At 39.3% G+C, this 13,384-nt stretch carries 12 protein-coding genes and 1 pseudogene; 7 read left to right on the top strand and 6 right to left on the bottom strand.

The features are described 5' to 3' along the window. Position 1 precedes the first annotated feature (1 nt). Positions 2-859, top strand: coding sequence for a DMT family transporter (locus tag C9E88_RS09695; protein WP_106984801.1), 858 nt, complete (start codon positions 2-4; stop codon positions 857-859). 124 nt (positions 860-983) lie between these two features. Here the strand turns inward: C9E88_RS09695 and C9E88_RS09690 are convergent, their stop codons facing one another. The 3 genes from C9E88_RS09690 to C9E88_RS09680 form a co-directional block, all read right to left on the bottom strand. Further along, on the bottom strand, positions 984-1,214 hold the full coding sequence (locus tag C9E88_RS09690) for a hypothetical protein (protein WP_106984800.1): 231 nt from the start codon (positions 1,212-1,214) through the stop codon (positions 984-986). Positions 1,215-1,667: 453 nt separating this feature from the next. Next, positions 1,668-2,321: an oxygen-insensitive NAD(P)H nitroreductase gene (gene nfsB / locus C9E88_RS09685; RefSeq protein ID WP_106984798.1), complete on the bottom strand. Its 654-nt coding sequence runs from the start codon at positions 2,319-2,321 to the stop codon at positions 1,668-1,670. A gap of 40 nt (positions 2,322-2,361) precedes the next feature. Then, the gene (locus tag C9E88_RS09680; protein ID WP_106984797.1) at positions 2,362-2,823 is read right to left on the bottom strand and encodes a super-infection exclusion protein B; all 462 of its coding nucleotides are present in this window, start codon (positions 2,821-2,823) and stop codon (positions 2,362-2,364) included. Between the two features lie 167 nt (positions 2,824-2,990). Here C9E88_RS09680 and hpaI point away from each other — a divergent pair, with 167 nt between their 5' ends. Then, entirely contained in the window at positions 2,991-3,788 is a 798-nt protein-coding gene (gene hpaI, locus C9E88_RS09675) for a 4-hydroxy-2-oxoheptanedioate aldolase (RefSeq protein ID WP_106984796.1), read from the top strand. Between the two features lie 399 nt (positions 3,789-4,187). Further along, on the top strand, positions 4,188-4,409 hold the full coding sequence (locus C9E88_RS09670) for a transposase (RefSeq protein ID WP_106984795.1): 222 nt from the start codon (positions 4,188-4,190) through the stop codon (positions 4,407-4,409). Between the two features lie 109 nt (positions 4,410-4,518). On the opposite strand, the gene C9E88_RS09665 is transcribed toward C9E88_RS09670, so the two are convergent. Next, positions 4,519-5,913, bottom strand: a complete 1,395-nt coding sequence (locus tag C9E88_RS09665) for an LLM class flavin-dependent oxidoreductase (RefSeq protein WP_106984841.1) — start codon at positions 5,911-5,913, stop codon at positions 4,519-4,521. Between the two features lie 452 nt (positions 5,914-6,365). Between C9E88_RS09665 and C9E88_RS09660 the strand changes: the two are divergent. Both C9E88_RS09660 and C9E88_RS09655 read left to right on the top strand, forming a co-directional pair. Further along, positions 6,366-7,532 (top strand): annotated as a pseudogene (locus C9E88_RS09660) (SfnB family sulfur acquisition oxidoreductase); the annotation flags it as partial. A gap of 12 nt (positions 7,533-7,544) precedes the next feature. Continuing rightward, positions 7,545-8,801, top strand: a complete 1,257-nt coding sequence (locus C9E88_RS09655; protein ID WP_106984793.1) for an acyl-CoA dehydrogenase family protein — start codon at positions 7,545-7,547, stop codon at positions 8,799-8,801. Positions 8,802-8,963: 162 nt separating this feature from the next. Here the strand turns inward: C9E88_RS09655 and C9E88_RS09650 are convergent, their stop codons facing one another. Both C9E88_RS09650 and C9E88_RS09645 read right to left on the bottom strand, forming a co-directional pair. Continuing rightward, positions 8,964-9,689 (bottom strand): UDP-2,3-diacylglucosamine diphosphatase, encoded by a 726-nt coding sequence (locus C9E88_RS09650; protein ID WP_106984792.1) that lies wholly within the window; start codon positions 9,687-9,689, stop codon positions 8,964-8,966. Positions 9,690-9,796: 107 nt separating this feature from the next. Next, a complete protein-coding gene (locus tag C9E88_RS09645) occupies positions 9,797-10,306 on the bottom strand; it encodes a peptidylprolyl isomerase (RefSeq protein ID WP_106984791.1) in 510 nt (169 codons plus the stop codon). A 237-nt stretch (positions 10,307-10,543) separates the two neighbouring features. On the opposite strand from C9E88_RS09645, the gene C9E88_RS09640 reads away from it, so the two are divergent. Continuing rightward, positions 10,544-12,271 carry a glutamine--tRNA ligase/YqeY domain fusion protein gene (locus C9E88_RS09640; protein WP_106984790.1) on the top strand — a complete coding sequence of 576 codons (1,728 nt, stop codon included), beginning with the start codon at positions 10,544-10,546 and terminating at the stop codon, positions 12,269-12,271. A gap of 143 nt (positions 12,272-12,414) precedes the next feature. Beyond that, positions 12,415-13,329 carry a bestrophin family protein gene (locus C9E88_RS09635; protein WP_106984789.1) on the top strand — a complete coding sequence of 305 codons (915 nt, stop codon included), beginning with the start codon at positions 12,415-12,417 and terminating at the stop codon, positions 13,327-13,329. Positions 13,330-13,384 lie beyond the last annotated feature (55 nt).

The following is a 13,384-nucleotide window of genomic DNA, read 5'->3' as shown; positions in this document are numbered from 1 at the left end:
CATGGAATTGATATTTGCAGCTGCGCTGTGCAGTGTGGCGGTATCTATAATCTTAAAAATATGCCGAGATCGAGGCTTAGTTCCAATGCAAATGATTGCATGGAATTATGCGATGGCCAGTGTATTGACCTATTTATGGTTTAAGCCAGATTTAGTCCATGTGTCAGTCGAGCATACACCATGGTGGTTGATTACCGTTTTAGGCATATTGCTCCCTGCAATTTTTTTCTGTTTGTCTAAATCATTGCAAAGCGCAGGTATTTTAAAAACCGAAATTGCCCAGCGTTTATCGGTGGTGTTGTCATTGCTGGCAGCATATTTCATTTTTCATGAAGCCTTTAATCAGCTGAAAATTTTGGGCATTATCATGGGGGTTTGCGCCGTATTTTGTATATTAGATTCACATAAAAGCAAACAGTTGAATCATGGTGCAAAACCGATGGCTTTTATTTCGCTTTTAGCGGTTTGGGTAGGTTATGCACTCATAGATGTATTGCTGAAATATACGACAGGCTTGGGTTTACAATTTTCAGTGACACTGAATTTGATGTTTATTTTTGCCTTTGTTTTGTCCATGCTATACATCATTGTTAAATATAAAAGTATGGGAACATGGCAAAATATTGGAGCAGGTTTACTACTTGGCGTATTAAATTTTGCCAATATTGCCTTATATGTGAAAGCACATATGTTATTGAAAGATTCGCCAGCAGTCGTATTTGCAGGCATGAATGTATTGGTGGTGATGCTCGGTGTGCTCAGTGGATTATTTATCTTTAAAGAGCGTGTGAAGCCCATTGTTGCTTTGGGTTTAGCTTTAGGCTTAAGTAGTGTTTTGTGCTTGGCCTATGCGATGTAAAAAATCATGCATAACTGGAGGAAGTTATGCATGATTTACTGTAGGCTGTTACATTTTCTAGATTATTCTTTTTGCATTATTTTTATTGTCGTTAAGCATTAACTCAACGCATTACTTAAGTCATTTAGTGACTATGTGGCGTTAATTTACTTTTGACCCATGACAAGTAGCTGTTCATCGCATGAATAGGATTTTGTATTAAATCGCCTGTTTCAGCAATGCCAAGTAATTGACCTTGTGCCTTACATTGAGGGCAAGCAGGGTAATGGTGTTCTTGTATTTGATAAGGGTGCATATAGCAGGTATTACAATGGGTACATTCAAACTTCATTGGTAGGTTAAACAGCATAGACATGAGTATTCCCCTTGATTGAATATAAAAGTATTTAATAAAAAGCAAAATATAGGCCAAAAAATAAACACATAGATTTATGTTTTGGCTAAAGCATTATTTTTAAAAGAATATTTTAACTATTTAAAGATCGGCTGAAGCCTTGTAAATAGCTTTTGATGAGGGGGATGGGGTGTTTAATAAAGTCTTGTGTCTCTACTGTGCCTTGTAATTGTCCAGGTTGCTGACATTGAGGGCAGTGTGGATAAAAAAGGCGCGCTTTTGCTTGGTAGGGTTGTAGATAAATGGATTTACATGAAGCGCAATAAAATTTCATCGGTAATTTAGGTGCAACAAACATGATAATTGACCAAGATATTAAGTTGCGCAAAATATACTCGATTTATGTTTAAAAAATAAGTCCTAAAATGACATGAAAGAGGGAATAATCCCCCTTTCGTCGCTTTATTGAAAATATTATAGCTTGGTGAATATTTCTTCTTGGCTCAGGCGTGATTTAGGTAGTTTGGCGTTGAAGTCTTTTTCACTGCGGTAGCCCAAGGTTAATAATACGGAGGGAATTAAACCTTTCTCAACAAGCTGTAGCTCATCGCTTATAATATCCTCATCAAAACCACCAATTGGTGTTGCATCCACACCTTCAATACCTGCAGCTAAAAGCATTTGGCCAAGGGCAATAAAGGTCTGATTTTCGGCCCAGCGCTGAATATCACCTTTTTCGTTGCGATAAAAATTCACATAGCCCGTACGGCTGTCTTTTTGCCCTTGTTTGGCTTGCTCATCTTTAAAGCGTCCGCTTGCTTCATCACGGCTCAGTAAGTGCTCAAGGTGCGTTTCGCTAATATCGGCTTGGGTACAAAATAAAATGGTATGTGATGAGTCGAGTACTTTTGGTGCATTGTAGGCATATTTACCCACCAAGGCTTTTGCAATACGTTCTTTCGCGGCACTATGATCGGCAATAAAAAAGTGCCAAGGTTGAATATTGATAGAAGAGGGTGTCAAACGAAGAATTTCAAGTAAACGTGCAAATTGTTCTGGTGGAATTTTCTTGTTTGGGTCGTAAGCTTTAGTGGTATAACGACTTTTTGAAATATTGAGCAAATCCATGATGAAGCCTTCCAGAACGGTCTAAAATAATGATTTTATTTTAATATAAAACTTTGGGGTGAGTTCTTAAATATCTATATACATTTGGATGAATTCGGTAGTGTTTTTTAGCACCTTCAAATTTATTTAAATCAATGATTAATTTTTGGCTTAGTAATATTTGAATCGTTGGATTTTTAGGGTCAAAACCCAGTTCAAGTACTTGTTTTTCTGTAAATAGAGACAAAAAGTATTTTTCATCATGACTTAATTGGTTCAATGCATCTTGTATATCTTTATGTGCGCTTTTTAGTCGGTTTTTTTCATTCAAATGGCCGTGAAATTTATGTAAAAATTCATACAGTATTAAAGCTGTGCTTACTAAGTAAATGAGTAGCAATGGGGTTTTAATGATTGAGATCACGTATGTGAGTGCAGGGTCGAGATCAATAAGTATGACAATAAAAAGCAGTATTAGAAAAATATTGAAAATTTTATTGGTTTTAGAAAAGTCTAATTTCATTGTTTCAATGATAAGTTTGATTTTTCTAATAATCTCAATATTTACAGTTTACTACAAGTATTCTATTAATAACTTTGAGCAATGAATTGATATAAAATCTCTATTGGCAGAATCTACCAAAAGGCGTTTAATCAAAGGATGTCTCTTCTCCTGCACTGAGCAAGTAAATGATAGATTACACAAACCACTTTAAACGTAAATTAAAAACTCAGCAGCAAATTGGCCTCTGGGTTGGGCTTGCAGATGCTTATGGGACAGAAATTGCTGCCAATGCCGGCTACGATTGGTTACTCATTGATGGTGAGCATGCGCCGAGTGATTTGCGTACAACCTTATCACAGTTGCAAAGTATTGCAGCCTATCCTTCACAAGCAGTAGTCCGCCCGCCGATTGGTAGTGTGCAATTGATAAAGCAATTATTAGATATTGGCGCACAGACTTTGTTAATTCCAATGGTGGAGTCGGTTGAGCAAGCTGAACTGATGGTTAAAGCAGTTCGTTATCCGCCAGAAGGTGTGCGTGGCGTAGGGGCTGCATTAGCACGTGCAACACGCTGGAACAGTATCCCTGACTATTATGCAACTGCACATGAAAATATTTGTTTATTAATTCAAATTGAGTCTGTAGAAGGGCTTGCCAATTTAGATGATATTTTAAAAGTAGAAGGGATTGATGGCATTTTTATTGGTGCAGTAGATTTATCTGCAACAATGGGCTATGAAGGTAATCCGAACCACCCTGAAGTACAAAAAGCCGTGATTGATGCTATTCAGTGCATTCGTGCATCTGGTAAAGCAGCAGGTATCTTGTCTACACAACATGAAGCAACCGAGCAGTATTTAGCCTTAGGTACAGAGTTTGTAGCAGTCGGTGTAGATACCAGTGTATTAATGCAGTCGCTAAGAACTTTGCTTCAGCGTTACAAACCAGATGTAGAAGAGGTACAAGTTTCTGCAGGTTATTAAGCAGTCGAGCGTTAAAATTGTAATGCTGAATTGCACACATTATGCGCTTTCATGTCTTGAATTTTAGGCATGAAAGCACCTGTAATAAAACACAATATTTTTTAAAGCGATTGAATAAAACAGTGAAGAATAAGAAAAAAATAAGCGCTTTTATACTGATTGTTTAAAAAATGTTACAAGTTAAATTTGCTTTGTTAAGTTAAAAAATGTATAAAAGAATAACTAATAGGCGGGTATTGTTCCTGCTTTTCTATTTATATAGCGGTTTGTGATTTATATAAAATCTAAGTGAGTTGCTTAGATTGCATCTAGTAGTTAGTAATACAGAATAATTCCTCTATCTGCGTTAATTTATCTCTTTGCGTGATTGTCACAAATGCTCAACTTTGAGTAATTGTAATGAAAAAATTAAATGAATGGCATATTGCCAGCCAGTCAAATGGCGGTCAAATTAATGTGAAATTGGTACCTATGCAACGCCAACAAAATACACCGAATGGTTTTGTTTGGGTGGATGTAGGTCAAATGATTGAATTAGAAACTGGCGAAACTTTTGCTTTAAATTTGGATGGTAAAAGTTTTTATACTGGTCCAAATCAATTGTATCGCTTAAGTCATTAATCTGATATCAAAATACTGTTTATACAGTATTTCAAAAAACGGTAACTTGAATAGTTACCGTTTTTTTATGCTTGAATTTATGTCGTGCTATACGCTGACAGTATCCGCTTCAAGGCTTGGTGTTTGTTTTGGGTGCTGAATTACGGTGGCGATATTGCGCTGCACGATGCTCATCTGGAAGTCTTGGTCCTTGTGCAAACAGCTTCTCGCGTAAGGTGCCTTCACGATATGCTGTTGGATAAACGCCTCTACGTTGCAATTCGGGAACAATATAAGTCACAACATCTTCAAAGCTCTGATGAGCCAAAATATATGCGAGGTTAAAGCCATCAATTCCTGTCACATCAATCCACTCTTGCAGTCGATCTGCAACCGTTATTGGTGAGCCAACAATGACAGGCCCATTACCACCGACACTGGTCCAGTGTGCAATTTCTTCAATGGTCCACACTTTATTTGGATCTGCTTCAACATAAGACTGCAACATTGATTGAATGGCATTGGTCTGAATATATTCGACTTGGTCTGTGGCTTTAAATTGAGCAAAATCGACACCTGACCAACCCGATGCAGGCGTCAAGCCACCATCGTAACTGCCATATTGTTGATATTCACGAAATTTAGCTTGAGCTTTTTCATCAGTTTCATCTACCACAATTGCCAACATGGTGTAGATCAGTACAGAGTTTGGATCTTTGCCTTCTTGGGCTAAATTATGGCGAATACCTGAAGCTAATTTTTTAACAGCGACTTGTGTTGGTGCAGAAATAAACACACATTCAGCATTTTGACTGGCAAATTTTTGCCCACGTGCTGATGCGCCAGCTTGATATAAAACGGGAGTACGCTGCGGTGACGGTTCACAAATATGAATGCCTGGTACGCTAAAATATTGCCCTTCATGTTGAATAGGGTGAACTTTTGTATGATCTGCAAAGATGCCTTTTTGCTTATCACGTAAGACAGCATCATCTTCCCAAGAACCTTCCCAAAGCTTATATAAAACCTCTAAGTATTCATCCGCAATGTCATAACGATTGTCATGGCTGACTTGAGTTTTTAGGCCTAAATTTTTTGAGCCACTTTCTAAATAAGATGTCACGATATTCCAGCCAGCACGGCCTTTGGTAAGATGGTCTAAGGTACTCATACGCCGTGCAAATGGATATGGATGTTCGAATGAAATAGAGGTCGTTACCCCAAATCCTAAGTGCTGAGTTACGGCAGCCATTGCTGGTACAATTTGCAAGGGATCATTGACAGGGACTTGTACTGCACCTGTTAAAGCGTGTTCAGCTGAACCATGATAAACATCGTAAATACCTAAGACATCGGCAATAAAAACACCATCAAAGATGCCACGTTCTAAAATTTTGGCTAAGTCAGTCCAGTATTCTAAATCTTTGTATTCGGTAGAGCGGTCAAGCGGATGTCGCCATAAACCAGGCGATTGGTGGGCAATGCAATTCATTTCAAAGGCATTAAAGCGAATTTGTTTTGTCATCATGTAATCTATATGTAGAGCTTGCTTTTATATTAAGAAAAATATACGGATACGTTATGAATAAAAAAATGAATGTTTATCATATAATTGATATAGCAATAATTGTGATTTATAAATAAGTCTTTAAAATTAACTTAATATTTATTTAAGATATTGAAATATATGTTTAATTTGTGGGTTGTTGTTTTTGGGTTATTTGAGATTTATGTTTAATTATTATTAAATTGTAAGGAAGAATGACATTATTATGAAATAAAATATATCGGTATTTTGTATTTTAAATAAAGTGATTTGGTTTGAAGATTAATATATAAAAAATCAAAATAAAAAGTGCTAGCTTAATTATAAATAACCATTTGAGCATTGAAAAAATGACATCAAAAATTGAAATTAAATTAAAAGATGCACAAAATATTCCTCGTGATTTTTATCATTCTGACGATTTAGCCAATGTGGTTCGTAGCGATGAAGAAGCAATAGCAATTGCTGAAACTTTGGCACATGAATTTGCCAAAGAGGCTTCAAAGCGTGACCATGAAAGACGCTTACCTTTACAAGAGGTACAACGCTATTCTGCCTCTGGGCTATGGGGGATTAACGTACCACGTGAGTTTGGCGGTGCAGGCGTAAGTTATAAGACGCTGGCAGAAGTCGTCAAAATTATTTCGAGTGTAGACTCTTCTTTGGGGCAAATTGCCCAAAACCACTGGGCTTTTGTAGAGCATATTCGCTTAGATGCTCAACCTGAGCAACAAGCTTTTTTCTTTGAGCAAGTATTACAAGGCAAACGCTTTGGCAATGCATTTTCGGAAAAAGGTTCAAAAAACGTGGCTGAGCTCACTACGCGTATCGATTTTGAAGCAGATCATGCCCTTATTAATGGGCAAAAATTCTTTGCAACAGGGGCCTTACTTGCGCATTGGGTTCCCGTGGTTGCAGTTAATGATGGAAAACCTTATGCAGCCTTAGTGCCACAACACACACCAGGCTTAACTATCATTAATGACTGGAGTGGCTTTGGGCAACGTACAACTGTCAGTGGTTCAGTGCTTTTAGACAATGTGAAAGTTGATTTAAAGTATGTTGTACCAATCCATCAGGCATTTGAGCGTCCTACAGTTGCTGGTGCAATTTCACAATTTATTCAATCTGCGGTCGATGCAGGTATCGCCCGTGGCGCGATTCAAGAAACCATTGACTACGTGCGTCAGCATGCTCGTCCTTGGATTGATTCGGGTTTAGAGCAGGCTGTACAAGACCCATATACCATTGCCAATATTGGTGAAATAAAAATTAAATTACGTGCAGCAGAGGCTGTATTAGATTTAGCTGCAGTGGCAATTGATAAAGCTTTGCAAGAACCTACAGAAGAAACGGTGTCTCAAGCGACTTTACTCACGGCTGAATCTAAAGTGCTGACCACTGAAATTGCACTTTTGGCAGCCAATAAGCTGTTTGAGTTGTCAGGTACACGTTCAACTTTATCTGAGCTGAATTTAGATCGCCATTGGCGCAATGCCCGTACCCATACGCTACATGACCCTGTACGTTGGAAATTAAATCTTGTTGGAAATTATTATCTTAATGATGTTGCTTTACCCCGTCATGCTTGGAGCTAAGAGGAATTAAATATGAGCATTCAAAATAATCAAAATTTATCACTCGGTGCTGATTACGAGCAGGTTGCGACAAAATTTCGTCCTATTTTTCAGCAGATTGCTTTAGGTGCATTAGAGCGTGAAATGCAGCGGAAGCTACCATTTGACGCTATTCAAGCTCTAAAGCAAGTAGGCTTTGGTGCAGTACGTGTACCAACGGCATTTGGTGGTGACGGACTATCTCAACAGCAACTGTTTCGCCTATTGATTGAATTAGCGAAAGCCGATTCAAATGTGGTGCAAGCACTGCGTGGGCATTTTGCCTTTGTCGAAGACCGATTAAATGCGCATAAAGATCAAGATCAAACGATATGGTTTAAGCGTTTTGTACAGGGTGATTTGGTGGGCAATGCTTGGACGGAAATTGGCCAAGTTGAAATTGGTGATGTTGCTACACGAGTGACGGCCAATCAAGATGGACAATTAAGTGTGAATGGGCAAAAGTATTATTCAACCGGCACTATTTTTGCGGATTGGATTGATCTTTTTGCTTTGGATGAAACCCAAAATCAGCATGTGATTGCAGCAGTTGCTACAAAGGATGCAGGGGTAAAAATTAGCGATGATTGGGATGGTTTTGGCCAGAAAACCACGGGGAGTGGTACTTTAACCATTCAAGATGTGGCCATTGAGCGCGATCACATTTTGCCATTTGAGCAGCGTTTTAAGTACCAAACTGCATTCTATCAAGTGGTGCATCTCGCAACTTTGGCAGGTATTGCACACAGCGCAGTGGCGACTTTTAGCGAAGAAGTTCGTCAGCGTACACGAATCTTTAGTCATGGCAATGCAGATTTAGTCCGTGATGATGCGCAAATTTTACAAGTCATTGGTAAAGCTTCAGCTCAAGCCTATGCCAGTGAAGCTATTACATTAGCTACAGCAAAAGCTTTGGATGCTGCTTATCTGAGTCATTTTCAGTCGGATGCCACCTTCGAGCAACAGGCCAATGACCGTGCTGAATTGGAGTCATCCCAAGGTCAGGTTGTTATCTCTGAATTGGTGCTTAATTTAAGTACAGAATTATTTAACAGCTTGGGTGCATCGGCCAGTAGTACGGCTAAGCAACTGGATCGTTTCTGGCGTAATGCACGTGTGGTATCTTCACATAACCCACTTATTTATAAGCAAAAGGTGATTGGAGATTGGGTAATTAATCAAACGGCCTTACCTTATGTTTGGCAAATTGGTAATAGCCCTGTAGCGAAGCAAGCTGAAATTGCAGCTTAATCGTACACATTTGAATAAGCAATAAAAACTGTCATTCGGCAGTTTTTATTGCTTTGAGAACTTATGACTCAATTTTTGAATAGTAGTAAACGCACTGTTGAATTTAAAGCATTTAGATACGAAATTTGCTATGTGATGAGGAATGTCGAAACTGGTGTAAATTTAATACGACCATGTGCTGAGTTTTAAGGATGGTGGGCTTGTATGATTTTGAGGGGATATTTCTAAAATTTGCGCCTCATGTGCACGCCAGTCGCCTAATACAATACGTTGTTTATGTGCAACTTGGTGAATGGCTGGGCGGTGTGTATGACCATGAATTAATACATCGACATGAGCCAAAGCATTTTCAACGGCCTGTTGATTCACATCCATCACTTCATAGCTTTTAATTTGATTGGCTTGTTGGCTTTTTTTGCGAAAGCCATGTGCTAATTTTTGTCGGAAGCTTAAAGGTGTTTTTTTGAGTAAGCCTAAAATGAGTGGGTTACGAATTACTTTACGAAAGCGTTGGTAGGATAGGTCATCGGTGCAAAGGAGATCACCATGTTCAATGCGATACCGTGTATTGCCAATTTGTAGCGTAGAGATTTCTTTGAGCAAAGTACCATGGAATTGGTTCAGAAACTTTTGCCCTAAGGCGAAGTCACGATTACCTACAACAAAATAAACCTGATTGCCTGATGCATGAAAACTTTGCAAGGCTTGTACAATTTCATCTAGCCATGGGGCACTGTAGTCATCGCCAATCCACGCATTAAACCAGTCGCCTAAAATATACAGCTGGGTTTGCTGGGTTTTATAGTGTTCTAATAAATCCAAAAACCCCCGAACGAGTCGAGGGTGATCGGGTGACAAATGTAAATCAGCGATAAACAGATAGGTCACAAATCTTTTCCTTATCATCCTCAAGGTTTCTCTAAATAGAGAAACCTTTTCATTACTCCATTTTAAAGCGATGCTTTAAAACTCATAAAGAATGGAGAGGACGTTTTTTATTCAGCAATGATTTTTGCAGATTCGATCACTACGTTTTCAAGCGGAACGTCAGCGTGGTAACCACGGTTACCTGTACGAACGCCTTTAATTGCGTTAACTACGTCTAGGCCTTCAGTTACTTTACCAAATACTGCATAACCCCAACCTTGAGCATTTTTGCCAGAGTGGTTAAGGAAAGAGTTGTTGCCAACGTTAATAAAGAATTGTGCAGAAGCAGAGTGAGGTGCTTGTGTACGTGCCATTGCAATTGTACCAAGGTCATTGGTTAAGCCGTTGTCAGCTTCGTTTTCAATTGCATCGCGTGTTGCTTTTTCTTTAAAGTTTTCATCCATACCGCCACCTTGGATCATGAATCCGTCGATTACGCGGTGGAAAATCACGCCGTCATAGAAACCGTCACGAACGTATTCTAAGAAGTTAGCTACAGTTTTTGGTGCTTTTTCACTGTTAAGCTCAAGAACAATACGACCTTTATTGGTGTTTAATTCGACTTGAGGAAAACTCATTGTGTAATCTCCTAATCATGGACAACAAAGCCATGGGTTTTTTGGTTGTGAGAAGCATAAGCAAACTGTAAACTACAAGGCAAGTAAAAACGTTATTTTCTTTGTAAAATAGATCAAATATCGTTTAAGGGGCTGTAAAACATTCATAAATCATCTGGCAGATCAGCTAGAATGATGAAGGTTTAACAAACCCAATTTATCCCTATATTTTTTTTCATCAAAAGTGATTTTTTAACTATGAAGCCGAATGATGTTGTTTCAACACTGCCAAATAACCCGACACCAAGTAATAATGCGTCTGTCGATGCTGCGCAGCAAGAACAACAGCCTGGCTTAGATTTTGTTCGTCAAATTATTACGGACGATTTGGCTACTGGCCGTTCAAAACAAGTTGTTACACGCTTCCCACCAGAACCAAATGGTTATCTACATATTGGCCATGTAAAAGCAATTTGCTTAAACTTTGGTATTGCACAAGAGTTTGAAGGTTTATGTAACCTTCGCTTTGATGACACTAATCCTGATGCAGAAGAGCAAGAATACGTAGATGGTATTGCCAACGACGTAAAATGGTTAGGTTTTGATTGGAATGGCGAACCACGCTATGCATCAAGCTATTTTGATCAGCTGTATACATGGGCTGTGCAACTGATTGAACAAGGCGATGCATACGTAGATTTGCAAAGCCCTGAAGAAATTCGTTTAAACCGCGGTAATTTTGTCGATTTAGGCAAAAACTCACCACAACGTGATGCGTCGGTTGAAGAAAACCTTGCACGTTTTGAGCAAATGCGTAACGGCGAGCTTGGCGAAGGTAAAGCTGTACTGCGTGCCAAAATTGATATGGCATCTCCAAACGTTCACATGCGTGATCCAATTTTGTACCGTGTACTGCATTCTGAACATCACCAAACAGGTGATAAATGGAAAATGTACCCAATGTACGATTATGCGCATCCTTTATCCGATGCGATTGAAGGCATTACGCATTCATTGTGTACATTAGAGTTTGTAGATCACCGTCCATTCTATGACTGGGTTGTAGAAAAAGTTAAATCACCTGCAGTACCACGTCAGTACGAATCTAGCCGTTTAAATGTCGACTACACTATTACTTCTAAGCGTAAATTACGTCGTTTAGTGGATGGCGGTTTTGTAAATGGTTGGGACGATCCACGTTTACCAACAGTTGTGGGTATGCGTCGTCGTGGTTTTACAGCAGAAGGCTTACGTGAGTTCTGTAAGCGTGTTGGTGTAACTAAAGTGGATGGCAGTATTGTCGATGTTGCAATGCTTGAATTCTGTATTCGCCAATCTTTAGAAAATACGGCAAGCCGTGCAATGGCGGTGTTAAATCCACTGAAAGTGACTTTAACCAACTTGCCACAAGACATGGACTTGGTACATGCACGTCATCCAAACGTAGATATGGGCGAGCGCGTAATTCCGTTAACGTCTGAGCTTTACATTGACCGTAAGGACTTTGAAGAAGTTGCACCAAAAGGCTTTAAACGTTTAATTCCGGGTGGTGAAGTTCGTTTACGTCATGCGTACGTGATTAAGTGTGACGAAGTGATTAAAGATGAAAATGGTGAAGTGGTTGAGCTGAAATGTTCAATTGATCCTGAAACTTTAGGTAAAAACCCTGAAGGGCGTAAAGTAAAAGGCGTTGTACATTGGGTTTCTGCAAGCAAAGGTGTAAAAGCCGAAGTTCGTATTTACGATCGTCTATTTACAGAAGCAGATCCTGAAATCAGTGAAGATTTCTTAGAAAACTTAAATCCAAATTCGTTAACGATTGTGGAAGCTGTAGTTGAACCTTCATTGGCACAAGTACAAGCTGAAGATCGTTTCCAATTTGAACGTGAAGGTTATTTTGTTGCAGATCAACACGATTACAGCAATGAAAAACCTGTGTTTAACCGTATTTTGGACTTAAAAGACAGCTTTAAGCCAGGTAAATAATTTACACCATCAAATGAAAGGGTAGCCAAAGGCATGTTGAGTGAAAACTAGCGTCTAACATGCTTGAGGTTCGCCTCCGATCTTGATTCAAAAGCTCAACCTCGGTTGGGCTTTTTTGTGGAATCTAAATCTAAGGTGAGCAGATGATTGTTCGAGATAAAGCCAATAGTTTTAAACTGTTATTTGCTTGGCATGGCACAATTTTACCCAAAGTTGTGCCTGCACTGGCTATTGTGGTCCTAATATCAGCTAGTTTGGTGTATTTAAATGCACGCCATTATGTGAATATGCCCGAAGTACCTGCCATTGGATTTACAATTTTTGGTGTGATTCTTTCGATTTTTCTGAGTTTTCGAAATACAGCATGCTATGACCGCTGGTGGGAAGGCCGTAAATTATGGGGAGCATTGATTGCTCAAACGCGCCATATCTGTCGCGATAGCCATGTGTTACCTGAGACTTCACGCCAATTGATGATGCTGAGAGTCATGCAGTTTAGTGCTTTGTTACGTGATCGTTTGCGTAAGCAAGATATGTACTTTAGCCAAACGCAAGTGGCCTTAGGATTGAATGATCAGCAATGGCACAAACTTCAAAACCATTTTAATGCACCGCAATATTTACTTGAATTGGTGCAGCAGGACTTAGCCAAGTTGTATCAGCAAGGCACTATCAGCGATATTATTTATCAAGCTGTGAGCCAGCATGTGGTGGCTTTGGGGGATATTCACGCGGGTTGCGATCGGATTTCATCAACACCCTTACCATTTTCATATTCGGTGTTGTTGCATCGCGCCGTATATTCATTTTGTTTTATTTTGCCTTTTAGCTTAGCCACCAGTCTTGGCGTATGGACACCCATTATCGTGGCGCTGATCGCCTATTTGTTTTTAGGTCTAGATGCATTAAGTGCAGAGCTAGAAGAACCCTTTGGCGTGCAAGAAAATGACTTGGCTTTGGATGCCATAGTACGTGGGGTAGAGCGTGAAATGCTGAGTTCCTTGGATTTGGAGCTACCACCACCTGTAAGTGCGACAGCCAAAGGAAATCTGCTCTAAGGTTTTATGGTGAGTGAAATTGAGCGATTTTGGTATCGCTCAATTGAATGCGTTC

The organism is Acinetobacter cumulans (genome assembly GCF_003024525.3).
Lineage (GTDB): Bacteria > Pseudomonadota > Gammaproteobacteria > Pseudomonadales > Moraxellaceae > Acinetobacter > Acinetobacter cumulans.
This window is presented reverse-complemented; position numbering and strand designations above follow the sequence as displayed.